Source organism: Prevotella sp. (assembly GCF_036570325.1).
In the GTDB taxonomy this organism is placed as follows: Bacteria; Bacteroidota; Bacteroidia; order Bacteroidales; family Bacteroidaceae; genus Prevotella.
The window spans coordinates 501828-527538 of sequence record NZ_DATCYK010000056.1 but is presented as its reverse complement, the minus strand read 5'-3'; the positions used below and the strand labels follow the sequence as shown (position 1 = coordinate 527538).

Annotated in this window: 19 protein-coding genes and 2 tRNA genes; 12 read left to right on the top strand and 9 right to left on the bottom strand. The window is 42.2% G+C overall.

What is annotated here, in order from left to right; all coding sequences use genetic code 11:
- Positions 1-149: 149 nt before the first annotated feature.
- From thrA to thrC, 3 genes are read left to right on the top strand one after another with little or no spacing between them, the layout of a single operon-like run.
- Positions 150-2585, top strand: a complete 2436-nt coding sequence (thrA, locus tag VIR50_RS06365; protein ID WP_331934298.1) for a bifunctional aspartate kinase/homoserine dehydrogenase I — start codon at positions 150-152, stop codon at positions 2583-2585.
- Positions 2586-2597: 12 nt separating this feature from the next.
- Positions 2598-3839: a cofactor-independent phosphoglycerate mutase gene (locus VIR50_RS06360; protein WP_331934297.1), complete on the top strand. Its 1242-nt coding sequence runs from the start codon at positions 2598-2600 to the stop codon at positions 3837-3839.
- 29 nt (positions 3840-3868) lie between these two features.
- A complete protein-coding gene (thrC, locus tag VIR50_RS06355) occupies positions 3869-5209 on the top strand; it encodes a threonine synthase (RefSeq protein ID WP_331934296.1) in 1341 nt (446 codons plus the stop codon).
- 43 nt (positions 5210-5252) lie between these two features.
- Here thrC and VIR50_RS06350 read toward each other — a convergent pair whose 3' ends face one another.
- Together VIR50_RS06350 and VIR50_RS06345 are read right to left on the bottom strand one after the other, a co-directional pair.
- The gene (locus VIR50_RS06350; RefSeq protein WP_331934295.1) at positions 5253-6083 is read right to left on the bottom strand and encodes a glycoside hydrolase family 25 protein; all 831 of its coding nucleotides are present in this window, start codon (positions 6081-6083) and stop codon (positions 5253-5255) included.
- Between the two features lie 67 nt (positions 6084-6150).
- Positions 6151-7794 (bottom strand): diphosphate--fructose-6-phosphate 1-phosphotransferase, encoded by a 1644-nt coding sequence (locus VIR50_RS06345; protein ID WP_331934527.1) that lies wholly within the window; start codon positions 7792-7794, stop codon positions 6151-6153.
- 223 nt (positions 7795-8017) lie between these two features.
- On the opposite strand from VIR50_RS06345, the gene VIR50_RS06340 reads away from it, so the two are divergent.
- The 5 genes from VIR50_RS06340 to VIR50_RS06320 all read left to right on the top strand — a co-directional run bounded on the left by VIR50_RS06340 (position 8018) and on the right by VIR50_RS06320 (position 14010).
- Positions 8018-8290: a hypothetical protein gene (locus VIR50_RS06340; RefSeq protein ID WP_331934294.1), complete on the top strand. Its 273-nt coding sequence runs from the start codon at positions 8018-8020 to the stop codon at positions 8288-8290.
- Entirely contained in the window at positions 8287-8835 is a 549-nt protein-coding gene (locus tag VIR50_RS06335) for a 1-acyl-sn-glycerol-3-phosphate acyltransferase (RefSeq protein ID WP_331934293.1), read from the top strand. Before VIR50_RS06340 ends, VIR50_RS06335 begins: the two co-directional genes overlap by 4 nt.
- A 526-nt stretch (positions 8836-9361) precedes the next feature.
- The gene (locus VIR50_RS06330) at positions 9362-11650 is read left to right on the top strand and encodes a golvesin C-terminal-like domain-containing protein (RefSeq protein WP_331934292.1); all 2289 of its coding nucleotides are present in this window, start codon (positions 9362-9364) and stop codon (positions 11648-11650) included.
- Positions 11651-11671: 21 nt separating this feature from the next.
- Positions 11672-11992: a hypothetical protein gene (locus tag VIR50_RS06325; protein WP_331934291.1), complete on the top strand. Its 321-nt coding sequence runs from the start codon at positions 11672-11674 to the stop codon at positions 11990-11992.
- Complete coding sequence (locus VIR50_RS06320; protein ID WP_331934290.1) at positions 11989-14010, top strand: YgiQ family radical SAM protein; 2022 nt, start codon at positions 11989-11991, stop codon at positions 14008-14010. Before VIR50_RS06325 ends, VIR50_RS06320 begins: the two co-directional genes overlap by 4 nt.
- 155 nt (positions 14011-14165) lie before the next feature.
- On the opposite strand, the gene VIR50_RS06315 is transcribed toward VIR50_RS06320, so the two are convergent.
- The 3 genes from VIR50_RS06315 to VIR50_RS06305 form a co-directional block, all read right to left on the bottom strand.
- Complete coding sequence (locus tag VIR50_RS06315; RefSeq protein WP_331934289.1) at positions 14166-14864, bottom strand: response regulator transcription factor RprY; 699 nt, start codon at positions 14862-14864, stop codon at positions 14166-14168.
- Positions 14865-14917: 53 nt separating this feature from the next.
- Complete coding sequence (locus VIR50_RS06310) at positions 14918-16486, bottom strand: sensor histidine kinase (RefSeq protein WP_331934288.1); 1569 nt, start codon at positions 16484-16486, stop codon at positions 14918-14920.
- 730 nt (positions 16487-17216) lie between these two features.
- Entirely contained in the window at positions 17217-19376 is a 2160-nt protein-coding gene (locus tag VIR50_RS06305; RefSeq protein WP_331934287.1) for an elongation factor G, read from the bottom strand.
- 211 nt (positions 19377-19587) lie between these two features.
- On the opposite strand from VIR50_RS06305, the gene hemW reads away from it, so the two are divergent.
- The 4 genes from hemW to VIR50_RS06285 all read left to right on the top strand — a co-directional run bounded on the left by hemW (position 19588) and on the right by VIR50_RS06285 (position 22067).
- Positions 19588-20736: a radical SAM family heme chaperone HemW gene (hemW, locus tag VIR50_RS06300; protein WP_331934286.1), complete on the top strand. Its 1149-nt coding sequence runs from the start codon at positions 19588-19590 to the stop codon at positions 20734-20736.
- Positions 20737-20827: 91 nt separating this feature from the next.
- Positions 20828-21706 carry a tRNA threonylcarbamoyladenosine dehydratase gene (locus VIR50_RS06295; RefSeq protein ID WP_331934285.1) on the top strand — a complete coding sequence of 293 codons (879 nt, stop codon included), beginning with the start codon at positions 20828-20830 and terminating at the stop codon, positions 21704-21706.
- Positions 21707-21901: 195 nt separating this feature from the next.
- Positions 21902-21975: transfer RNA gene (locus VIR50_RS06290), tRNA-Pro, on the top strand.
- A gap of 21 nt (positions 21976-21996) precedes the next feature.
- A tRNA-Cys gene (locus tag VIR50_RS06285) sits at positions 21997-22067 on the top strand.
- Between the two features lie 42 nt (positions 22068-22109).
- Here the strand turns inward: VIR50_RS06285 and VIR50_RS06280 are convergent.
- The 4 genes from VIR50_RS06280 to VIR50_RS06265 all read right to left on the bottom strand — a co-directional run bounded on the left by VIR50_RS06280 (position 22110) and on the right by VIR50_RS06265 (position 25647).
- The gene (locus VIR50_RS06280; protein WP_331934284.1) at positions 22110-23210 is read right to left on the bottom strand and encodes a lactonase family protein; all 1101 of its coding nucleotides are present in this window, start codon (positions 23208-23210) and stop codon (positions 22110-22112) included.
- 2 nt (positions 23211-23212) lie between these two features.
- Positions 23213-23695: a cytidine deaminase gene (gene cdd, locus VIR50_RS06275; RefSeq protein ID WP_331934283.1), complete on the bottom strand. Its 483-nt coding sequence runs from the start codon at positions 23693-23695 to the stop codon at positions 23213-23215.
- Between the two features lie 104 nt (positions 23696-23799).
- Entirely contained in the window at positions 23800-24987 is a 1188-nt protein-coding gene (locus VIR50_RS06270) for an MFS transporter (RefSeq protein ID WP_331934282.1), read from the bottom strand.
- Positions 24988-24999: 12 nt separating this feature from the next.
- Positions 25000-25647 (bottom strand): HAD family hydrolase, encoded by a 648-nt coding sequence (locus tag VIR50_RS06265; RefSeq protein WP_331934281.1) that lies wholly within the window; start codon positions 25645-25647, stop codon positions 25000-25002.
- Between the last annotated feature and the right edge of the window lie 64 nt (positions 25648-25711).

Below are 25711 nucleotides of genomic sequence, written 5' to 3'. Positions count from 1 at the left end.
AGCATTCGATGGCAATCTCGAACGTTGGTGAAGCCTACGCTACCGTTGTTGGGCCGAATAGATTTCGCTGATTTCAAGATTTCATGAATGGTTTATGAAATCATCAGACTCCCTGCTCGTTACGGGGTAAACTTAATTTTATAACAGAGATGAAAGTATTAAAATTCGGTGGAACATCCGTTGGTTCCGTCAAAAGCATTCTTAGCTTAAAGAACATTGTGGAAAAAGAGGCCCGTCAGGAGCCCGTAATCGTTGTAGTAAGTGCCTTGGGTGGCATAACCGACAAACTACTAAACACAGCCCAGTTGGCACTTAATGGTGATCAAAATTGGCGCATGGAATTCGACGAAATGGTCGACCGCCACCACAAAATGATCGATGCTATCATCTCTAACCCTACAAGCAGGGAGCAATTATTCAACACCGTAGACTCTCTTTTAGACCAGCTCAAGAGCATTTATTTCGGAGTATATCTCATCCATGACCTCAGTGAGAAAACGCAGGATGCGATTGTGAGCTACGGAGAGCGCCTCAGTTCCAATATCGTCGCAACCCTCATCAAGGGCGCCAAATGGTTCGATTCCCGAAAGTTTATCAAGACCGAGCGCCTTAATGGCAAGCATACGCTGGATAGCGACTTGACTTATAAGCTGGTTAAAAAGACTTTCAGCGACCTTCCCCATATATCACTTGTTCCCGGCTTTATCAGCCGTGATAAGACTACCGAGCGTACGACGAACTTAGGACGTGGAGGTTCCGATTATACGGCAGCCATTATAGCGGCGGCCCTCGACGCTGAGTGTCTGGAAATTTGGACCGATGTGGATGGTTTCATGACCGCCGATCCCAAGGTTATCAAGACTGCCTATACCATCAATGAGCTGAGCTATATTGAGGCTATGGAGTTATGTAACTTTGGTGCTAAAGTGGTTTACCCACCGACAATCTATCCGGTTTGTGTTAAAAACATTCCCATCAGGGTAAAAAATACGTTCAATCCCGACAATCCGGGGACTGTAATCAAGCAGAAAGTTGAGAACGACCTCAAACCGATCAAAGGCATTTCGAGTATCAGCGGTACTACTCTTATCACGGTTACCGGCTTGTCAATGGTAGGTGTAAGAGGTGTGAACAGACGCATTTTCACGACATTGGCCGACAATGGTATCAGCGTGTTCATGGTGTCGCAAGCCTCTTCTGAGAACTCCACTTCTATCGGTGTAAGAGATCAGGACGCAGCCCGTGCCGTGGAGGTGCTCAACGCGGAGTATGCCAAGGAAATAGAAACGGGAGCCATGTTCCCCATGCACGCCGAAAGCGGGTTGGCCACCATCGCTATCGTTGGTGAGAATATGAAGCATACACCGGGTATCGCAGGCAAGCTCTTTGGTACTTTGGGTAGGAGTGGTATCAGCGTGATAGCTTGTGCACAAGGAGCTTCCGAGACCAATATCTCGTTCGTTGTGGATGGAGAGTCGTTGAGAAAGTCACTTAATGTGCTCCACGATTCCTTCTTTCTTTCGGAATATAAGGTGCTCAACTTGTTCATCTGCGGTGTAGGAACCGTGGGAGGAATGCTCATTGAACAAATCAAAAGCCAGTATGAAGAACTGAAAGATAGGTCAAGACTCAAACTGAACGTTGTGGGCATAGCCAGCTCTAAGAAAGCCATCTACAACCGTGACGGCATAAATTTGGATAATTACCACGAACTCTTGGAGCAGTCTGAACCCAGCAATCCTGACAAGTTGAAAGCCAATATCCTTAGCATGAACATATTCAACAGCGTTTTTGTTGACTGCACAGCCAGTAAGGATATTGCCGGACTCTACCAAGATTTCTTGGAACACAACATCAGTATCATCGCTGCCAATAAGATAGCGGCTTCCAGCACCTACGAGAATTATGCCTTGCTAAAGCAAACCGCCCTTCAACGTGGGGTTCTTTTCAGATTTGAAACCAATGTGGGTGCCGGTCTTCCGATTATCGGAACAATCAATGACTTGCGCCATTCGGGTGACAAGATTCTAAAGATTGAGGCCGTACTTAGTGGCACGCTGAATTTTATTTTCAACGAATTATCGGCGGAAGTTCCTTTCTCTGAAACGGTGAAACGAGCGAAAGAACTTGGCTATTCAGAGCCCGATCCCAGAATAGACCTTAGTGGGACTGACGTTATTCGTAAACTTGTTATTTTAAGTCGCGAAGCAGGATACCGTGTAGATGTAGCTGATGTTAAAAAAGAACTATTTGTTCCGGCCGACTTTTTTGAAAGTACAATCGAGGACTTTTGGAAAGCTCTGCCCTCCTTAGACAAAGACTTTGAGGAAAGAAGGCAACTACTTGAAGCCCAGCATAAAAGATGGCGTTTCGTGGCAACTATGGAACGTGGAGAAACAAAGGTTTCGCTAAAGGCCGTAGGCATGGATCATCCCTTCTATAATTTGGAAGGTTCTAACAACATCGTGCTCCTTACAACCGAACGCTATAAGGAATATCCCATGCAAATACAAGGCTATGGTGCCGGAGCTGGGGTAACGGCTGCGGGTGTTTTTGCAAATATCATGAGTATAGCCAACATATAATGACAAGGCTATATGAAACATATTATCATATTAGGCGATGGCATGGCGGATCATGCCATCGACCGCCTTGGTGGTAAAACGCTTTTGCAATATGCCGAAACACCTTATATGGATATGTTGGCAAAGCAAGGTAAAACCGGCAGGTTGATTACAATTCCCGAAGGTTTCCTACCGGGTTCTGAGGTTGCCAATACGGCCATACTGGGCTATGATTTGAATTTGGTTTATGAAGGTCGCGGCCCTTTAGAGGCTGCCAGCATTGGATATGACATGGAATCTGATGATTTAGCATTACGATGCAATATCATCACCTTGCATGATGGCGTCATACAGACCCACAATGGCGGCAATCTGACAACCGAGAATGGAGATTTACTGATAGAAAGTCTCAATAAAGAATTAGGTAATGACCAAATTCGATTCATTACCGGAATCCAATACCGCCATTTACTTATAATAAAGAAAGGCAGCAAACATATTGTTTGCGCACCTCCCCACGACCATCCGAATGAGCCGTGGAAACAACTTTTGGTTCAGCCCGAGCCGGGATGGGAGCATAAAAAGGAAGAAGGAAGAATGTCAGCACAAGAAACGGCAACTCTCCTTAATAACCTTATCATTCAAAGTCAGGCTGTACTAAATAGCCATCCTTACAATTTGGGGCAGATAGCCCATGGAAAGCGTCCAGCAAATTGCGTATGGCCATGGGGCGGAGGTTATCGGCCGGCTATGCAAACACTGCGTGAAATGTTTCCTGCGATAAAAAGTGGCAGTGTTATCAGTGCCGTTGACCTCATTCGCGGTATAGGATATTATGCGGGACTTAATATTATTAAGGTCGAAGGTGCTACGGGGCTTGCCGACACCAACTATGAAGGTAAGGCTCAAGCGGCCATAGACGAGTTAAGAAAAACCGATTTTGTATTTCTTCATATCGAAGCCAGTGATGAGGCAGGGCATGACGGTGATTTGGAATTAAAGCTGCAAACTATTCGTTCGCTTGACCAACGAATCGTCAAACCTATATGGGAAGAAGTGAAACAATGGGATACTCCCGTTTGCATCGCTATCCTCCCCGACCATCCTACGCCCGTCGAAATCAGGACACATATTGACGAACCCGTCCCATTTCTTATATGGCACAACCTCATTCAAGCGGATGAAGTAAAACACTTTGACGAAATCAGTTGTGCAAATGGCTCGTATGGACTTTTGAAACTTAATGAATTTATGCAAGCGTTTATGAATGCTTAGCATGCGTTTCCTTATAAATAAAACTATTTATGAAATATTACAGCACCGGCCACAAGGCTCCCTATGCTTCTTTGGAAAAGGCCATCATCAAAGGATTGGCCGAGGATAAAGGGCTTTATATGCCAGAATGTATTAAGCCATTGCCCACTACATTTTTTGAAGAAATAGAAAACTATTCATTCCAAGAAATAGCCTTAAAGGTTGCCGAAAGTTTCTTTGGAGATGACATAGAAGATAATGAGCTAAAAAAGATTACCTATGACACGCTAAATTTTGATTGTCCGACGGTGGCTGTTGAGGAAAACATCTTTGCTTTAGAACTTTTCCATGGCCCGACACTGGCCTTTAAGGATGTGGGTGCCCGTTTCATGGCCAGAGCTCTGCAATATTTTATCAATAAGAAGCAACAAACTGATAGTCAGAAGGCTCGGGGCATGAATGTGCTTGTCGCTACATCGGGTGATACCGGCTCTGCCGTGGCCAATGGCTTCTTAGGGGTTGAGGGAATACACGTCTTTGTTCTTTACCCCAAAGGCAAGGTGAGCAATATACAAGAAAGTCAATTTACGACCTTGGGTAAAAATATTACCGCCTTGGAAGTGGATGGCACATTTGATGACTGCCAGCGTTTGGTAAAGGAAGCCTTTATGGACAAAGACTTAAACGAGTCGATTAGGATTACAAGTGCTAATTCTATCAACGTCGCAAGATTTCTTCCTCAGGCTTTCTATTACTTCTATGCTTATGCACAGCTCAAGAAACAAGCTAAATATCGTGACAAGCTGGATAATCATTTAGTTTTTTGCACACCTTCAGGAAACTTCGGCAACATAACAGCCGGCTTGTTCGCTAAAGAGATGGGGCTACCGGTCAAACGTTTTATTGCCGCCAATAATGCCAATGATGTTGTATATCAATATTTAAAATCAGGTATTTACCATCCTCAACCGAGTATCCCTACCCTCGCGAATGCTATGGACGTAGGAGATCCCAGTAACTTTGCGAGAATATCAGAATTATACCACAACTCATGGGAAGTAATTTGCACACAACTGCAGGGAGTTACTTATAACGATGATAGGATTAAAAAAATAATGCAGCATTGCTATAAGGAAAACGGATATATATTGGATCCACATGGTGCATGCGCATACCAAGGACTGAAAGATTGTTTGGCAAACGAAGAAGTTGGAGTATTCTTAGAAACTGCTCATCCCGCCAAATTCAAAGAAAAGGTCGAAGATATTTTAGATATTGAGCTCAATATTCCCGCTCGTTTGCTAAAATTTATGGAAGGCGAAAAGCAAAGCATAGAAATAGAAAATAACTATGCGGGCTTTAAACAATTATTACTAAAAAGGGCTTTATAATCAAAGCTATTCGGCGATAATCATATACTTTCCATTAACCATATTATCGCTGAATAGCAAGTTTTTTCAAATCATAATACGAGCCATTATAAATATTAAAATCGACATACCCTTTTATCCCCGGTAATTGCCCGGCGTCGGTATGTTGCCAGAATTTCCATGCTCCCTTGTACTCCACTTTATCTACATAATAGTGGGCTATCCAATAAGGATAGTCATCAAAAACCGGAGCTGATAAATACTGCTGCTTAAATTTATAATAGGTATAGATAATAGGTTTTACATGATATTTGTCCTCTACGATATGCAACCAAGTCAGCACATCGGTTTGAAATTCTTCTATGGAAACATTAGCAGGCTTATGCTCTATATCTAAGACTGGCGGTAAATCACCTTCCTTTAGATGTACCTTTTTCAAAAAGAAGTAAGCTTGTTCACGCGCAGATGATCGAGTACTCCAAAAGTGATAAGCCCCTCTGATATAGCCATAATCCCGAGCATTCTCGAAATTATCATAAAATTTTTCATCTAATTTAGAGGCTCCTTCTGTAGACTTTATAATGATAAATCGTAAAGGACAACCCTCAATCATCGCATGCTGAAGTTTTTCCCAATCAATATTTCCCTGATAATGAGAAATATCAATGCCATGTATCTCATAACCATCAGGATATTTGGGATCACCATATAAAGCTCTCCACCTAAACCCTGTTGGTCCAACAAAAAAATAGTAGAAAACCCAAATGTAAATAGCAACAATTCCCAAACCACCTATCAGCCATGCGATTTTATTTTGTTTTCCCTTAAAGAAAGACTTTTTACGCTTCTTTACGGGACGCTTTGTCCGAGTTTTTGGTTTTGTTGTTGCTGCCATAAATAAAAAAGAAAGGATACAGATTCAAAACGTTCTTGAACCTGTATCCTTACATTATACAAATAGTTTATTTAGATTGCTCTAGTTGCAAAGTCTTTGTAGTTTGATCACAAACCTCAGATGGTCCCCAATACTGGATAGGACCGGGATATACATAGCATGTATTCTTAGCCCAATCTTCACGCTGTGATGCAAAAGTTTTAAACGGTTTACCATCCAACTCTACGAGAGCCTTACGAATAACGGGCTTCATTTCACCGTTTCTTCTCTCCATATTCATCATCATTGTGATTGGCACACCACCTGCTTTCCACTCATCTGTACCTGCTGTGGTATTCTTTACGATAGCCATATAACCCGTTTTACCGGCGGCAATCAACTGAGCTGCACTTGTACCAAGCGCATAGCAATAGTCCGCATCAAAGTTAGAAGGAGCTGCACAACGGCCTTCGTAACCGAAGAAATGGTGCTGTGCGGCGAACTTACCATTATATTTACCTTCCTTAGCCCACTTTGCAAGCAATGCTTCTACCATTGCGCTGAGCAACTTTTCGGTCTCTATAAGAGAAACTTGTACGTTTCCATGGGGATCACGATCAAGACTTAACTGACGAGCTACATCTTCCGGAAGTGTTTCGAAGGTTGCGGCATTTTCTGCAGAAAGATGTTTCAGGATATATTCACGCTGTGCTTGCTTATCAAGATCTTTATAATCAGCTCCATGAGAAGCGAGCAAATCGTTCAACTCTTGAATCAATCGACCGATAGCAGGGATGAATTCTATCAATCCTTCGGGAATCAATACAACACCAAAGTTGTCACCTTGCGCCGCACGACATGCCACAACTTCAGCTATATTCTCAACAACTTGATTCAAAGTCATGTCATTCTTTTCGATTTCCTCTGAAATCAAACATACATTTGGCTGTGTTTGAAGGGCACACTCCAAAGCGATATGTGATGCAGAACGTCCCATCAACTTAACAAAATGCCAATATTTGCGGGCAGAATTACAGTCGCGTTCAATATTACCAATCAACTCTGAGTAAGTCTTGCAGGCTGTATCAAAACCAAACGATGTCTCAATTTGATCATTCTTCAAGTCACCATCAATTGTCTTTGGGCAACCAATAACCTGAACACCATACTTTTTAGCAGCATAATATTCTGCAAGAACACAGGCATTTGTATTAGAGTCGTCGCCACCAATGATAACAATAGCCTTAATATTCAGCTCACGAATAACCTCAAGTCCCTTCTCAAATTGATCCTCCTTTTCAAGCTTTGTACGGCCTGAGCCAATCATATCAAATCCACCGGTATTGCGATATTGGTCGATAAAATCAGAGGTAATTTCTACGTATTTATGATCTACCAGACCACCGGGGCCCATCAAAAAGCCAAAAAGCCGATTAGAAGGATTCAGTTTCTTAACTGCATCAAAAAGACCACTGATGACATTATGTCCGCCGGGAGCTTGACCTCCGGAAAGAATTACACCGATATTTACTTCTGCAGAGTTAGCTTCTTCACCGGGAACAAACTCCACTAAAGGCATTCCATAAGTGTTTGGAAAAAGCTCTTTGATTTCCTGCTGGTTCGCAACACTCTGAGTAGGTTCTCCTTCTTTCAATTTAACTGCACCCTGAAGAGCCTTTGGCAACTTAGGTTGATAAGCAGCTCTTTCCTTTTGCAATGCACTAATTTCCATCATTTATTTATTGAATTTATTTATAAAAAATCATCAAACTAACTTTGAATAATTGCTTGCAAAATTAATTTATTTAATTGATATATGAAAAGAATCACTCAAGAATTACTGCTTATAACGCATATTTTGAGGTTAAAATCTTGCTAATTCCTTTTTTTTCTCTATCTTTGGCATGTAATACAAGTATTCATCTAATTCTAAGTTATTTCTAATTATTTATTTTATGGCCAGCAAAAGAACATTAAAACATCAAATTAATTATATTTGCAGTGAACTGTTTGCAGAGTGCGTAGCTGCCGCTTTATACAATAAAAAAGCCAATGACAGCAGTTTTGACGCAATCCTAACTTCGATAATGGTTGTCAACAGTGAATTTATCAAACGCGTTTCCCACCCGCAACCGGGCATGAAAGCTAAGCTATATTACAAAGATTTGATCTTAGGATTTAACAAACAGATTGACGAAATCATTGACCAAATCTCCGCATTAGAATGATAAAGACTTTTTTTAGCACTCTTTTATACAAATGGATGGGATGGAAAAAAGAAATTTCTTTTGACTTCCCATCCAAATATATTATTTGTTTAGCGCCTCATACCAGTAATTGGGATTTTGTTATTGGGCAATTATTCGCGAAAGCAGAAGGTATCCAAAGCAATTTTCTAATGAAGAAGGAGTGGTTTGTATGGCCATTAGGTATTCTCTTTAAAAAGCTGGGGGGCATTCCCGTAGAACGTTCCAAACATACAAGCATGACCGATAGAATGGCAGACTTTGCCATCAAAAGCGAACGTTTTGGACTTTGTATCACGCCGGAAGGAACTCGTAAACCAACAAAAGATTGGAAAAAAGGATTTTATTTTATAGCTTTAAAAGCTAATTTACCTATCTTGCTTTTTGGTGTAGATTATGAAAAGAAACTGATTAAGGCAACAAAAATCATTATCCCCAATGGTGACATAGAAGCTCAAATTGCTGAAATCAAGTCCTACTTTAAAGATTTTAAAGGCAAAATACCAGATAATTTTATGTATGAATAGTTTCCTTATGAGGAGAATTTGTCTATCCCTATTAGGGCTAATAATCATCTTTTGTGATAGCTTCTCGCAACCACAGAAAGGTAAATATTTTATTAATGACAAATCAAAAACTATTCATATACAATTAGATAATGACTATATAAATCAAGAAGTTACTACCAAGGGTATAAAGAAAATATATAAATATTGGCATAAAGTTTTATCCCCTTCCTACCCCAATTACAAGATTCAAGTCAATTGTGCCGGTGCACCCGTGGAATATTTCATAAAGGATTACAAATTACCTGCGGAATCTTCCACCGCACATTGGGGCCACATTGAATATAATGGTATCCCTTGGGTAGAAAAAAAAGATATTCCATTTGCAATTACGAATGGGCTACAGAACAGACACCTAAGTCTTTGGGCAAGCCATGGAAGATACTTTGACCAAAACAAAGGCTTTTGGAAATTCCAACGCCCCTTATTATTTGAGACTGCCGAAGACCTTTTTACTCAAACAATAGTGGTACCTTATTTAATACCCATGCTTCAAAATAGTGGAGCCATTGTCTTTTCTCCACGAGAGCGCGATTGGCAGGAAGATGAGATTATCATAGATAATGACAATCCCACAGAACCATCTTCACCTATCACACAAGGCACATATACCGAAACAAATCACTCTGAAAAATGGCAAAACACTCAACAAAATGGCTTTACTTTCCATGCGGGTGCTTATACAGATGGTGAAAATCCATTTACACAAGGAACGGCCAAATACGCAAAAACAACAAGAAGTAAGCATGCTTCCACTATTACTTATCAGCCAAGATTCCAATCCGCAGGGAATTACGCAGTATATGTCAGCTATCAATCACTCCCCAATAGTATTTCTGACGCAGAATATATTATAACCCATCAGGGACAAAAAACAACCTATAAAGTCAACCAACAGATGGGTGGTGGCACATGGGTGTACCTTGGAACATATAAATTTGACCAAGGCTGCTCGTCTGCCAACAATGTTGTTCTGACCAATGCTTCTAACAACAAGGGCGTCGTTACTGCTGACGCCGTAAGATTTGGAGGTGGAATGGGAAACATCCAAAGAAGTGGAGCCATCAGCGGATTACCCCGGGCCATAGAAGGAGCAAGGTATTCTGCCCAATGGGCCGGAGCCCCCTACAAGGTATATGCCAGTAAAAATGGCCTTGACGATTATGGGGACGATATAAACACACGCCCCCTTATGACCAATTGGCTATCAGGAGGCTCCTGCTTCAATCCAACATCAGAAGGCTTAAAGGTTCCCATTGAGCTTGCCTTGGCCATCCATAGCGATGCAGGCATATCGGCAGAGCCTAATGGTTTGATTGGTTCCTTGGCCGTATGCACAACAGAAATCAATGATGGCGTGTTTGCATCCGGAGTTTCCCGAGAATTATCTTTGGACTTTGCCCAACGCATACTCGATGGATTAGACCGTGATTTACTCTCTACTTATGGCAGATGGAACCGTCGCTATCTGTGGGACCGTAACTATGCGGAAACCCGATCTCCCGAAATTCCCTCAGCCATACTGGAAACCATGTCCCACCAAAACTTTGAAGACATGATTCTTGGCGAGGATCCCAACTTCCGCTTTACGATGGCACGGTCTATCTATAAGTCCATACTAAGATTCATCAATGATAACCACGGCAGACCAAGTATAGTGCAGCCATTGGCTCCCAAAGACTTTAAGATAGAAATACATGATGGTACAGCCACACTATCATGGAAGCCTACGACCGACAAATTGGAACCAACCGCAGTCCCAACTTCTTACAATGTCTATATTGCCGAAGGTGAGTCTGGCTTTAATAATGGCGTTCTCGTGACACAACCTGAAATGCAATTACAATTGACACCCGGCAAACAATATAATTTTAAAGTTACCGCTGTCAATCGAGGGGGCGAAAGTTTTCCATCTTCCGTGCTGTCAGCAATCTATCATTCCCAAGCTACAAGTAAAATACTCATTATAGATGGCTTCACACGCTTGTCAGGACCGGCCGTAATCAAAAATCAAAATGAGAAGCGATTTGATTTAAACGAAGATCCGGGTGTCAGCTATGGAATGACCGCCCAATGGCTGGGTGGAAAATTTATAATGGGCAATCAATATGACGACGTTATGGTTCATGCCGACGCCATGTCAGCCTTGCACGAATATAATGTAGAAAGCGCAACAATGGAAGCTGTCGAAAATGGGCTTGTAGACTTAAACAAATATGCCTTTATAGACCTCATGCTCGGCCTGCAAAGAAACATGCCACATGCGCTAAAACATTATAAGACATTTTCTCCCATGCTCCAACGGAAGTTATTGGCCTACGCAACAGCTTCCAAGGGCTTATTGGTAAGCGGAGCATACATAGGAACTGACATGACAAAGGCGAGCGAGAGAGCTTTTCTCCAGCAATTGTTCAAAATACAATACGAGGGGAGAAACAGAGATACGGAAAGTTCTATGATTCATGGTCTAAACATGAATTTCGACATATATAGGCAACTTAATAAAGACCACTACGCCGCTACATCCACTGACATATTAGTTCCGGACACTGTCTATACACAAGGACCATTCCGTCCCCAAAGTATCATGATGTACAGCGACTCCACAAGTGCGGCCGTCAGTTACCAAAGTCCTGATTATACAGCCATAGCCTTAGGATTTCCATTTGAGACGATAACCGCTCGATCGGTACGCAAATCTATCATGGAAGGACTGCTACGCTATGCCCTCCCTCGGCAAGAAGCCGTGGAACCCAAGAACAAACATAAACACTAACCATTATAAATAATAACAAGTATGTATAAAATACAAGCTAACAAAACAGGAACGAGAAGTATCGAAGTGACAGACGAACATCTGGCAACCCTCGATAAATACCAATTGCTTCGCAATTTAGTAGACAGCAACGGAATCATCGACGAAGCTATTTTAGACAAGCTCCGCCTTAACATCAGAGCTTTATTAGAATCAGAGAACGGAAATCAAAAAGATTTGCTCGACTTATGTCTTGATGTTATCTACAATAGTAATATGAAAGCATGTGGCTTAGAACACCTTGTACGCCTTTATATTGACTGGAAAGAGGAAAATACAGAAGCAGGAGGAAACGCCGAATGATGTTGACAGACTTCCTGCCAACCACACGAAAAGAATGCGATCTTAGAGGATGGGACCAGCTGGATGTCATCTTGTTTTCAGGCGACGCCTACATAGATCATCCGGCTTTTGGTGCCGCAGTCATAGGCAGAGTCTTGGAAGCACATGGCTATAAGGTCGCCATTGTTCCTCAACCTGATTGGCACGGTGATTTTCGGGATTTCAAAAAATTAGGCCGTCCACGCCTTTTCTTCGGAGTCTCGCCGGGAGCTATGGACTCTATGGTCAATCACTACACGGCTAACCGCAGGCGCCGTAGCGATGACGCATACAGCCCAGACGCCCGACATGGGCTTCGTCCGGATTACCCTTCCATTGTATATACCCGAATATTGAAACAATTGTTTCCCGATGTTCCCGTGGCATTGGGCGGCATTGAAGCCTCAATGAGGCGTCTGACCCATTATGATTATTGGCAGGATAAGCTCAAGAAATGTATCTTATGCGAATCCGGCGCCGACCTCATTATCTATGGCATGGGTGAAAAGGGTATCATTGATTTGGCAAAACGGCTGGAGACCGGTGAGCCAATCACCACCATAAGGGATATTCCCCAAACGGTTTTTCTATGCAATGAGAAGGATATTCCCAATGGCATTACCGATACGGACATCGTGCTCCACAGCCATGAAGAGTGTGTGGAAAACAAGAAATCACAAGCTGAGAACGTACGGCATATAGAAGAAGAATCGAACAAAATACACGCACAAAGACTTCTACAAGCCGTGGATAAGAAGTGGGCGGTTGTAAATCCTCCCTATCCTACCATGACTTCAGATGATTTGGACGCTTCGTTTGACCTACCTTACACCCGACTTCCCCACCCCAAATACAAAGGCAAACGTATTCCGGCTTTCGATATGATAAAATTCTCGGTGAATATTCATCGTGGTTGTTTTGGCGGCTGTGCCTTTTGTACCATATCAGCTCATCAAGGAAAATTTGTTGTTTGCAGAAGCAAAGAGAGCATATTGAAAGAGGTAAAGCAAGTCATAGCCATGCCCGATTTCAAAGGCTATCTGTCCGACTTGGGTGGCCCTTCGGCCAACATGTATGGCATGGGCGGTAAGAATCATGCCATTTGCGAAAAATGCAAACGCCCCTCGTGCATTCATCCGCAAGTTTGTCCCAACCTGAATACCGACCACAGTAAGATTTTGGATATTTACCACAGCGTGGACGCCTTGCCGGGAATCAAGAAAAGTTTTATCGGCAGCGGTGTCAGATACGACATTCTCCTGCATAAGAGCAAAGATGAAAAAGTAAACGAGGCCGCCAAACAATACACCAAAGAACTGATTTGCAGCCACGTAAGCGGTCGTTTGAAAGTGGCACCGGAGCATACGAGCGAAAACGTTTTAAAGCTCATGAGAAAGCCATCGTTCAACCAGTTCTATGAATTCAAGCGAATCTTTGACAGAATCAATGCCGAATACAACTTGAAAGAGCAGCTTATCCCCTATTTCATCAGTAGTCATCCCGGCTGTCATGAGGAAGACATGGCCGATTTGGCGGTAAAAACTAAGGATTTGGATTTCCACTTGGAGCAGATTCAAGACTTCACACCGACGCCGCTCACCATAGCTACTGAAATGTGGTACACGGGATACAATCCTTACACGCTTGAACCTATATTCTCCGCCAAGACGCCTAATGAGAAGTTAAAGCAGCGTCAATTCTTCTTTTGGTACAAGCCTGAAGAGCGCGACAACATAGAAAAGGAGTTGAAACGTATAGGAAGAGCCGACCTGATAGAGCGTCTATACCACGGAATGCCCCGTCGCAGGACATACGGACCGGGCGCCCCGGCCGGACGAAAAGGGAACACTGAGGCTTTCTCTCCGGCAAAAGACGCAGGCAGGCGCTCTAAGGCCAGACACGTACGCCGTCAGAACGAAACTTCCATCCAGCCGACTTCCGGTAATACTAAAACCAAAGGGCGGAAAGGTGGACGCAAAAGTTTTAACCCCAACTTTTAGGAATCCTGCTCCTGCATGTTGATACTTGCGTCATTCCAAACACGCATTATACACTTTACCGCCAAAAGCATATTAACAAAGAAGGCTCTCATATTTTTATGAGAGCCTTCTTTATTTTAAGGTAATATCAATAAATTACATCTTATCTATCAAACTTACACTTCTTCAGGTGTAATGAGCTTGTAGCCCTTACCATGGATATTGATAATCTCTATCTGATCATCATCCTTCAAATGCTTACGCAGCTTGGTGATATAAACGTCCATTGAGCGGGCATTGAAATAGTTATCATCTATCCAAATGGTCTTGAGTGCGAAATCGCGCTGCAAAATCTCGTTGGCATGAGAGCAGAGAAGTGCCAAAAGTTCGTTCTCCTTGGTTGTCAACTTTGTTTGCTTATCACCTATCGACAATAGCTGCTTTTGCGTGTCAAAGGTGAAACGGCCTATATGATACAACGTTGATTCCTTATTCTTCTTACCACGAACACGGCGGAGGATAGCCTCAATACGGAATACCAATTCCTCCATTGAGAATGGTTTAGTGATATAATCATCGGCACCTATCTTGAATCCCTCCAAAATATCGTCCTTTAATGTCTTGGCCGTAAGGAAGATAATAGGGATTTCCGCATTAGCCTGACGTATTTCCTGTGCCAATGTGAAACCGTCTTTCTTCGGCATCATCACATCCAACACGCAAATATCAAATTTACTCTTCATGAACTCTCTGTAACCAAGTTCACCATCGGGGCAAAGTGTTGCTACAAAGCCTTTGGCCTGAAGATATTCGCGAAGCAACATACCTAAGTTCTCATCATCTTCGCACAACAAGATTTTCAATTTTTCTTCCATAATTATATTAATTAAATGTTTATATTATTGTTTGCAAGCTGCCATCCTTTCTTTCATACGTCAGCCACAAAGGGCAGTTTTACCGTGAACTTCGTACCTTTACCATACTCGCTATCGACCTTGATTTCACCATCATGCAGATCGACCATCTTCTTGACATAGGCCAGTCCTAAGCCGAAACCTTTCACGTCGTGAACGTTACCCGTGTGTACTCGATAGAACTTATCAAACACCTTTTTCAGGTTATCGCGCTTGATACCGATACCGGTATCTTTCACCGACAGATAGACAAAATTTCCCTGATTCCATGTCTTAAGATAAACATTGAGCGGCTCTTCGGGCTTTCTGTATTTAACGGCATTGTCAAGTAAATTGAATATGACATTCTGAAAGTGCATCTCATCCACATAAATGGTTGAGTCGACAGCCGCTATGTCGGTATAAACTTTTCCACCGGTATGCTCCACTCGCAGGGTGAAAGAGTTGCCAATATTCTCCACCATCTCGTTTAGATCAAACTGTTTCTTTTTCAAGACAGCCTTTTTGCGGTCGTACATTGACATCTGTAGTACCTTTTCTACCAAAAATCTCAACCGCTTACTCTCATCATTGATGACTCCACCCAAATGGGCCATCATGCTCTCACTCTTGCTCACGCTCTTGTCATTCAGCATTTGCGCGGCCAAGGAGATACTGGCAATAGGCGTCTTGAGCTCGTGGGTCATGTTATTGATAAAGTCATTCTTTATTTCCGTATAGCGCTTTTGCTGGAAAACGACCACGATTGTGAAAATAAAAGTGACCAACAGCACAAAAGTAAAGACGATACTGGGAATCATGAACTTCACTGACGAGAAGATATAACTACCCATATCCGGGAAATGAACCCTGACAACACCCATTTTTGATGACGGGTCATTCCTAAACAGAGGTTGAGAATAGACGTTTTCCTCACCTTCGGCCGTATAGTCCGGACATCTGTAAACTTCGCGTCCATCTTGCGTACAAACCGTAAAATGATAGGGAATATTCACGCCATTGTTAATCATTTCGGCTTTCAAATCTTGATCGAGCAGCTTAAAATTAATACGCTCTTTCAAGGGTTTGTCACTTGCGGAGTAGAGGATAGAATAAACCACCTCATCCAACAATGCTTTCTGATAGACATATCGGTTCTTCACTATTTCCTGAAGCGACTTTGAAGCCTCGGAAATAGAATTCTTGTCGCTCTTCAATATCATCGCTTTAGGACGCTGTGCGGGACGGGTCTCGATGGTTTTCAGTTGAAAAGAGGAATAAATGGTACCGTCCTTCCCGGCCACGGCATAGGAGTGTGACTGCTGAATCGTGCCGTCATTGCCCAACGCTCCGGAGCGAGTCCCTACAGAGTCCTGCCTGAAAGCCTTACGTTCGGTTTCGTTTACATCCTTCTCCAAATATCGTAGGGTCTCATTCAGTTCCAAATTTCTCGAAGCTTGATAAAGGGCACGCATCACACTCTCGTCAAATTGCTCCTTCTTCATGCTTGCCATCTCCTGTATGTAATTAAGCTGGAGATAAAGAAGCGCCAAAAACGAAAGTCCCATAATAATGGCGATGGTCCAAATAGTTCGTTGCTTCATAAGGTATATTTTATTTAAACTTTTAGTTGTTGTGACAAAGATAGGAAAAACCTTAATACATTAACAATATTGTGTTAATATTCAAACTTGATTTTGCAATATTTAACCAAACAAGGAGTTTTTCGTTCAAAATATACAACTAATATTCCAATTATAGGCGTTTTATATGCTCAATATATAAAATAGCACTGTAAAAAGTCTGTCAACACAATAAAAATCATACCGCCAAGCATGGTTATTTTGTAAAGAAAACTATACGAAAAAAGCGCATGGAAAAATCATCCATTTAGAAATGAAAAGCCATTTTTAGCAAGTTAGAAAGCCGGAAAAACAATCCCGCTTTACCAATTGGCACCCTCTTAAAAAGCAATTACAGCCCTTTCGTCTACCCAAAGCACAACTTCTACCTCACAAAAGCAATGCTTTGAAATGTAGAAAATAAACAAAATAAGCGCTCAAAACAAATCCGAATCACAGACAAAATCAAATAAGTAACTAATACCAAAAGGATTACAAAGTTTTGTCAGATTCCATTATTTGCGGCCAAATCATTTTATTCCAAAAATAACGCAGAGATTTTCGACCTTTTGTAAAATAAATTCTCAACTTATTCCGGTGGTTATCTATCCTATTTACTCTACCACATAAAGATATGAAAAAGGCCGCATCGCAAATCTATTGCGGTGCGGCCCTTGTATGTTTTCAATCGCCTTTGCGATTAAGTAAATCGTTAGTCTTCGTCTTTCTGCTCAGCTTCGTGCTCAGCAATCAGCTTACCTTGAATGTCATTGGGCACAAGCTCGTAGCTGGCAAACTTGGTTGTGAACGAAGCCCGACCACCGGTCAGAGAGCTGAGGCTTATCGAATAGTTAGCCAATTCCTTGAGTGGAATCTTAGCTTGTAGCTTTTGATAACCGGCTTCACTATCCATTCCCATGATAAGGGCTCGACGGCCTTGTAAATCACTCATTACATCGCCCATGAAATCAGACGGCACATAAACCTCTAAATCATAGATAGGCTCAAGAATTTTTGGTCCGGCCAACTTAAACGCGTCGGCAAAAGCATGTCTTGCTGCTAACATGAAAGAAAGCTCGTTGCTATCAACGGGGTGCATCTTGCCATCAAATACAATGACACGAACGTCACGGGCGTAGCTGCCGGTCAACGGTCCATGTTCCATGCAGTCCATAATACCCTTCAAGATAGCCGGCATGAAGCGTGCGTCAATGGCACCACCAACAACCGAGTTGATGAATACGAGCTTGCCACCCCACTCCAAATCAACGACTTCTTTACCCTTGATATTCATCTTGAACTCCTGATCACCAAACTTATAGTTCACGGGATCAGGCATGCCTTCAGCGTAAGGCTCTACAATCAGGTGTACTTCGCCAAACTGACCGGCACCACCACTCTGTTTCTTATGGCGATATTCAGCCTTCGCGCTCTTGGTAATCGTTTCACGATAAGGAATTTTAGGCTCACCAAAGCTGACATGCAACTTCTCATTATTTTCCAATCGCCATTTCAATGTACGCAGATGGAACTCTCCTTGACCATGAACAATAGTCTGGCGCAATTCCTTTGACTGCTCAACTACCCATGTGGGATCTTCCTGACGCATCTTTAAGATGGCGGCCATCATCTTCTCTGTATCTTGCACATTGTCGGCCTTGATGGCTCTACTGTACTTAGAGTTAGGATATTTAATGAAATCAAAGCGCCACTCTACATCCTTACCGTTAAGCGTATTGCCCGTTTTCACGTCTTTCAACTTCACCGTACAACCAATGTCACCGGCCATCAACTGGTCCACAGCTACACGGTTGGCTCCCGCACAAGCATAAATCTGTCCCATGCGCTCACGGCTTCCCCTATCGGAATTGACAAGGTCGTCGCCCGGTTTCACACTACCGCTCATTACTTTGAAGTAGCTCACCTCACCAATATGGGGCTCCATACCGGTCTTAAAGAAATACAAACTTTCCGGACCGGTACAATCGGGAACGATTTCCTCACCACGTGTATTATGGAGTTTGGGCATTTCGCTCACGAAAGGCACAACATTACCAAGGAATTCCATCAGGCGTTGAACACCCATATCCTTGCCTGCGCAAACACAGAACACTGGGAAGATTGAACGAGTGACAAGTCCCTTGCGAATACCCTCACGTAACTCATCCTCTGTAAGCGTTTCTGACTCAAAGAATTTCTCCATCAATCCCTCGTCATTTTCCGCGGCAGCCTCAACCAAAGCCTTATGTAGTTCCATGGCTTTATCCATTTCCTCGGCGGGAATTTCCTCACGCTTAGGCTCTCCTCCGTCAGCCGACCATGAGAGTTTCTTCATAATCAGCACGTCAATAATGGAATTAAAACCGGCTCCGGTGCTCACGGGATATTGCACTTGAACGCACTTCGGTCCATAAATATCCTGCATGGTAGCGATAATGGAGTCAAAATCACATTTATCGGAATCAAGTTGATTAATTAAGAAAATAACCGGTTTTTGGAGTTTTTCTGTATATCTGAAATTGTTTTGTGTGCCCACTTCCGGACCATATTGGCCGTTAATAAGGATAACGGCTTGGTCGGTTACGTTCATGGAAGTAATGGCACCACCGATAAAGTCATCACTTCCGGGACAATCAATAATATTTAGCTTCTTGTTGTTCCACTCTACATGAAATACCGTGGGGAACACCGAGTAGCCATATTCAAGCTCAACCGGGAAATAGTCGCTTACTGTGTTTTTGCCTTCCACACTTCCCCGACGCTTGATAATGCCAGCTTCAAATAACATACTTTCGGCAAGAGTTGTCTTGCCGCTGCCCGCACTGCCAAGCAATGCAATGTTTTTAATCTCATTTGTTTGATAAACTCTCATATCAAAAGATTTAAAGTGTTAGTAATATTTGTTCATGGCCGCAACCGCTTTGCCTAATACGAGCTTCCAACAGTTGCTTTTTGTTGACGCCTAAGATACTATTTTTCACCACATAGCCCAAAGAATTAAGCTAAAAAGAGGGCAGTTTTAAAACATATTAGTAAATTTGTATGAATTTTGCAAAGCTCTCTTAACTTTACACATTATATAAATGGCCGGTCTTTATATTCATATTCCCTTTTGTGCCAGCAGATGTATATACTGCTCATTCTATAGCACCACCTCTCTCCAGCTCTCCAACCAATACGTCGATACTTTGTGCAAGGAGATTGATTTAAGGCGAAAAGAGGTTGATACTATCCAAACGATTTATCTTGGCGGAGGGACTCCCAGCCTTCTCTCACCGGCCCATCTACAACAACTTTTTCAAAAAATAAAGAGCTCGTTCAGTACAGCTTCTGATATGGAAGTAACCATCGAATGCAATCCTGACGACATAACGACCGAGTTTGCTGATTGCCTTGCCAACCTGCCTATCAACAGAGTGTCTATGGGTGTGCAGACTTTTAGCAACGAACGGCTGAAGTTCCTGCGTCGTCGACATACCAAAGAAGAAGTTTACAAGGCTGTAGAGAGATTGAGAAACGCAGGAATTACAAATATCAGCATTGACCTTATATTTGGTTTTCCTTCAGAACAACTCGCTGATTGGGAGGCAGATATAGACGAAGCATTAAAGCTAAACATACAACATATTTCAGCCTATAGCTTGTCGTATGAGGAAGGCACTCCTTTACATCGCATGCGCAAATCAGGAATCATTACGGACATCGACGAAGAATTAAGCCTTCAGATGTATGAACTACTCGTCAAAAAACTTTCTGAAAATGGCTTTGAGCACTATGAAATCAGTAATTTCGCCAAAACAGCAACAGCATTAGATGGTACTGCTATATCCTTTCGGTCAAAGCATAACTCAAGCTATTGGCATTCTATTCCCTATTTAGGAATAGGAGCAGCGGCCCATAGCTATGACGGAGAAACTCGAAAATGGAACATTGCAGACCTGAAAACTTATATGAACAGCATATCCAAAGGGATATTACCTCTTGAAATCGAGACTTTAGACGAACCCACAAGATACAATGATTGTATAACAACAGTTCTCCGTACAAAAGAAGGCATTAACCTTGAATGGTTCAAGAAAAACTTTAATTACGAATTATATGATTATCTGTTACGTGAGAGTGCTCCTTATATTAAGGCAAACCAATTGACCATACATAACAATCACCTCGCATTAACGGCAGAAGGCATTTTCATAAGCGACATGATAATGAGTGATCTCATATATGTATGAAGCCATAAGTATAGCGCTATTGGCCCATATTTAATAAAAAAATATTGTATTTTTGCAGCCTCTAAATTATATTGTTTTTATCAAGAGTAAAATGCAGAATCAATTTTCACGCACGCAACTATTATTTGGAAAGCCTGCTCTCGACACGCTAAAGGGAGCCCGAGTAGCTATTTTTGGAATCGGAGGTGTTGGTGGACATGTTGTAGAAGTACTGGCCCGCAGTGGCGTCGGCGAGTTAGCAATAATCGATAATGACCGTGTTTGTATAACCAATATCAATCGACAAATTATCGCCTTACAGTCTACTATCGGGAGATATAAGGTAGATGTTGCAGAAGAACGCATACATGATATTAACAAAGAATGTATTGTACACAAATATCAGATGTTCTATTTACCACAAAATGCGGATGAAATAGATCTATCTAAATATGATTATGTAGTAGATTGTATAGATACTATCACCGCGAAAATAGAACTCATCAAGCGCTGCCACAGCCTTCATATCCCCATCATATCAAGTATGGGCGCCGCCAACAAACTCGACCCAACAGCTTTCGAGATTGCCGACATCAATAAAACGCAAATGGACCCCTTGGCTAAAATCATTCGCAAGAAACTCCGCAAATTAAATATACCAAAGCTAAAAGTCGTATATAGCAAGGAAGAACCTTTACGTCCAATAGAAGAAACTACCATCCCCACTCCTAATGATGGCGCTTATGCTGATAACGATATGGAAAAACAAGCGGAACGCCGAACTGTCCCGGCAAGCAACGCCTTTGTTCCTGCCGCCGCAGGGATCATCCTCGGAGGCGAAGTTGTTAAGGACTTGATTGCCGCAGCCCACACAATGAGAATTACATCGGAAGACAGAGAGGCAAACAAATACGCACAAGCGGCTGCAGAAAAAGCACAAATTCATGCTAATAATCAAATTACTACGGAAACAAAGGCCACAAAAGAATAGCCATACAAGGCTTTTTATCTGCTGTATTTTAAAAGAATGATATGTTCAGACCATAACACTAAACAGAATATTCTCAAACAAGAATACAATAGTCAACACAATATTGCACAAAAAACGATAGAAAAATTTGGCCAATATAAAAAAAAAGTATATCTTTGCACTCGCAATTTAGGAATGACCTCAATTAGGAATAATCGGGGTGTAGCGCAGCCCGGTAGCGCTCCTGGTTTGGGACCAGGCGGCCGCAGGTTCGAATCCTGTCGCCCCGACTAACGGGAACATAAATATTTGGTGTCTTAACCGAGCGGTTAGGTAACGGTCTGCAAAACCGTGTAGAGCGGTTCGACTCCGCTAGACACCTCATAAAAAAGGAACCAATATTTGGTTCCTTTTTCTTTTGTATTTATGGATGTGCAAATTGAATACACACCGGATGCGGTAAGACTATCGGTTTATGGGTATTCGTAAGCATGCCGGTTTTACGATTAATTCTATATACTTCTATTACATTACTATCCCGACAAGCCACCAACAAATACTTTCCATTAGGCGTTATATTGAAATTACGTGGATGGATACCGGTCAACTGATACCCTATTCTTTCTAATTTACCATCGCTAAGTACCTTAAATATAGAAATACCATCCCCTTTCAAACGACTGCTTGCATAAAGACAACGACCATTAGGGGCGATATGAATGTCTGCCCCACCCCTTGCATGTAACGTATTTGATGGCAAAGACTGCATAAACTCCAAACGACCTGCATTATATTTAAATACAGATACCGCATCAGACAGCTCACTCATGACATATACGTGCTGCCCATCAGGCGATTGGATAATATGTCGTGGACCTGAATCCTTTTGCATTTTAGCGGCTACTCCGATGTATTGTAAGCGGCCATCTTCATGATTCAGGCGATAAGCTAATATCTGATCCGCACTAAAATCAGAAGCCAAGACAACACCATCGTTCATTAATTTTACGCAATGAACGTGAGGAGCAGCCTGCCGAACATTGTCCGGACCACCTATATGCCCATCAAATAATTGCATCCGTGGGGCAAGTGTACCATCCTCCTTTACAGCAAACACACTCAACGAACCTCCACTGTAATTAGCCGTGAATACAGAGTTATGGCCAAGATCGACATAACACGGGTCAGCTCCTCCCGTCAATTGATTATTCATTAAAGTCATATTCCCTGAACGCTCATTAAACTCTATGGAATTTAAAGAGGCCGACTCATTACTCAGCTCACTGACAGCATAAATAAATTTTCTATCCTTGCTGATGGTAAGATATGAAGGATTGACAATTGACAAAGAATCTAACAAATGGCATTTACCGGTCTTTTGGTTGAAGCGAAAGGAATAGATACCATGACTTTCTGTGTCAGTGTAAGTGCCAACAACCATTGACAACTCATTTATTTTACCTTGTGCAAAAGAATAACCACAAGCACCGGCAAGCAAAGCCAAAACAACAAGACGTTTGAACATAGCTATCCCCGCATATTTTTATCAACAAAAGAGAACGGCAACATATCTTTTACGGAATTAATAATATAAGTTCCATTCGTTCCATAAAGATAAATCTTCAGGTCATTGCCATACCGATCCTCCATTTCCATCATCACTTGGCGACATGCTCCACAAGGAGTGATGGGATTCTTCAGGAATCCTTCGTGATTCCGGGCGGCTATGGCAATCTCTACGATAGCCTGATCAGGGCATTGAGACTGGGCCGCAAATATAGCCGAACGCTCCGCACACAATCCTGATGGGAATGCCGCGTTTTCCTGATTTGCCCCAACCACAATTCTACCATCAGCCAACCGCAAAGCTGCTCCCACATAAAAATGGCTGTACTTCGCATACGAATTATTGGTCGCATCCAAGGCGACGTTAATCAATTCTTGCTCTGCCGGCTGCAGTTCCTCCAATTGAGTACACTGATAGTTTATTTCCAATTTTAGATTTTCCATATATAAAGCTATTAGTTTAAAGAGTAATCAGAATTTATCCTCACCGGATTCTTCTATAGTAACGCTATAAGTAATACTACACACGATTGCTTAGATAACGCTAATTATCGGTTTTTATTTTTCACATACCATGTATGTGTATAGAAATGATAGCAAATCAACGAGACAACAGAAAGCAAAATAGCAGCCTTCAATAGCACAGTCGGGTGAAATTCTAACAAGAAATAACCAAACGACAAACCTCCAAACAATCCCGATTCCCAGCTTAAGAAGAAAGAGCTTTGACTCGTCCCACGCTGACAGTGATTGCTCAATTTTATGAAAAACAGTTGGAATCGAGCGCCAATAATCCCCACTCCCAGTCCTATAAGCACGGGTACAATCATCCTTACAGACGTATCTTGCCCCTTGAGAAGCAAAAGTAATAAAGCTATAATGATAACAAAATGCCCTGTAATGATCTCACTTTTCAAATCAGCGTTCGCAAAAACCAAACGCTCTGATACGATAGCGAGAAGTAACCCCACAAAGACCATACCATAAAAAGCCAAATTAAAATTGCCGGCCAGCAACATACCTACCACCAACAAGATTGCTATTTGATTGAAAAAGAGAGCAAATCCCTGCGGCAAAAGGAATCTATCCAAGCTAATTTTAGGCACTTGATCGTCAGGAGCCTTAAAAGGAAAACTGACTAAAGACACTAAGAACAAGGCCCCTACCACCAAAGCGATAGCGGCAAGTTCACTAACATGAACCCCGCCAAGCATTCCCGCCACCACACACATCACCGGTCCCAAAGAAAGTGCCATGCGAGAAAACCATCCCGCGGCATAATTGGCTTCAGTTCTTTTAAACGATTCGCACACGTCAATAATCAATGTTGACATCAGAACCATCTGCGCAAGCCCATAGAAGACGCCCAATGACAGACTCGCACCTAAGCGGAGCGCAAAATACAAGTCAACCGGCAATCGCTTACTTGTTTCTGACAACAGCCATATAGCACCTAACGAAAGGATTACCCCCAACAGACTATTAATACAAACCCTATTCCGGCGGTAAGTCTGAACCAAGTAAGAACATCTTGCACCCAAGCCGTATAGTCCTATGGCATATACCCCAAAGACACACGCAACTTGCCCCAAAGATAGTCCCAAGGCCGAAAATAAAGAAGGAACCATAACTATCTGCATGTAAACAGCAGACGTTAACAAAAGGTTAGCTAAGGCTAACATCCAAAAAGCTTTATGCCAAAGCTTCGCATGAACAGGGGTATTCTGAGTATCCAAAAGCTAATCTATCTATTTGTCTACAAAAACAAGTTTCAACAAATCGTCCGGTTCAAGTCCCTCAAAATGTGGGATGACTATGTCCGACATAGGAGCTATGACATCCACGGGATTTGTTGTGGCCAATCCCACGACCGTCATTCCCGCGGCTCTAACAGATTTCAACCCGTTAATACTATCCTCAAAGCCCACACATTCTTGTGGTGAGCAACCGAAGAACTCGGCTCCTAATAAATAACATTGGGGATGAGGCTTGCTTTCTGTAAAATCTTCACTTGTGAAAATCCGGTCAAAATAACCTTTAAATTCGGGATGGTGCGCATAAACTTGTTCCATTTTCATGGCATTGCTGCTGGTCACCACTGCTGTCTTCAAGCCCTGCTCACGAAGTTTGGTCACAAAAGGTACAACTCCTTTGATATAGTCATAACTCATAGACTGCTCAAAGTCATTAATCGCTTCCACGATAGAAGCTTGTACTTCCGTTGCTCCGGGAAAATAAGAATCAAATATCTGCGTCAGGGTTTGTCCTTTAATCTTACTTCCCAAGCCCTCTATCTCTGGCAGATACTTTGCTCCTAATTGCTTCCAAAGGGCAGAATATTGCGTTTCCGTATCGAAAATGACACCATCTAAGTCAAAAAGAAACACTTTTTTCATGAAGATTCCAAATTTTGTGCAAAAATACAAAAAGTTTATATATATAAGGAGAAAGAAGAAACAA

Bases quoted from the DNA above. Each gene is read 5' to 3' on its own strand.
- thrA (WP_331934298.1), top strand. From the start codon at position 150: ATGAAAGTATTAAAATTCGGTGGAACATCCGTTGGTTCCGTCAAAAGC.
- VIR50_RS06360 (WP_331934297.1), top strand. From the start codon at position 2,598: ATGAAACATATTATCATATTAGGCGATGGCATGGCGGATCATGCCATC.
- thrC (WP_331934296.1), top strand. From the start codon at position 3,869: ATGAAATATTACAGCACCGGCCACAAGGCTCCCTATGCTTCTTTGGAA.
- VIR50_RS06350 (WP_331934295.1), bottom strand. From the start codon at position 6,083: ATGGCAGCAACAACAAAACCAAAAACTCGGACAAAGCGTCCCGTAAAG.
- VIR50_RS06345 (WP_331934527.1), bottom strand. From the start codon at position 7,794: ATGGAAATTAGTGCATTGCAAAAGGAAAGAGCTGCTTATCAACCTAAG.
- VIR50_RS06340 (WP_331934294.1), top strand. From the start codon at position 8,018: ATGGCCAGCAAAAGAACATTAAAACATCAAATTAATTATATTTGCAGT.
- VIR50_RS06335 (WP_331934293.1), top strand. From the start codon at position 8,287: ATGATAAAGACTTTTTTTAGCACTCTTTTATACAAATGGATGGGATGG.
- VIR50_RS06330 (WP_331934292.1), top strand. From the start codon at position 9,362: ATGCTTCAAAATAGTGGAGCCATTGTCTTTTCTCCACGAGAGCGCGAT.
- VIR50_RS06325 (WP_331934291.1), top strand. From the start codon at position 11,672: ATGTATAAAATACAAGCTAACAAAACAGGAACGAGAAGTATCGAAGTG.
- VIR50_RS06320 (WP_331934290.1), top strand. From the start codon at position 11,989: ATGATGTTGACAGACTTCCTGCCAACCACACGAAAAGAATGCGATCTT.
- VIR50_RS06315 (WP_331934289.1), bottom strand. From the start codon at position 14,864: ATGGAAGAAAAATTGAAAATCTTGTTGTGCGAAGATGATGAGAACTTA.
- VIR50_RS06310 (WP_331934288.1), bottom strand. From the start codon at position 16,486: ATGAAGCAACGAACTATTTGGACCATCGCCATTATTATGGGACTTTCG.
- VIR50_RS06305 (WP_331934287.1), bottom strand. From the start codon at position 19,376: ATGAGAGTTTATCAAACAAATGAGATTAAAAACATTGCATTGCTTGGC.
- hemW (WP_331934286.1), top strand. From the start codon at position 19,588: ATGGCCGGTCTTTATATTCATATTCCCTTTTGTGCCAGCAGATGTATA.
- VIR50_RS06295 (WP_331934285.1), top strand. From the start codon at position 20,828: ATGCAGAATCAATTTTCACGCACGCAACTATTATTTGGAAAGCCTGCT.
- VIR50_RS06280 (WP_331934284.1), bottom strand. From the start codon at position 23,210: ATGTTCAAACGTCTTGTTGTTTTGGCTTTGCTTGCCGGTGCTTGTGGT.
- cdd (WP_331934283.1), bottom strand. From the start codon at position 23,695: ATGGAAAATCTAAAATTGGAAATAAACTATCAGTGTACTCAATTGGAG.
- VIR50_RS06265 (WP_331934281.1), bottom strand. From the start codon at position 25,647: ATGAAAAAAGTGTTTCTTTTTGACTTAGATGGTGTCATTTTCGATACG.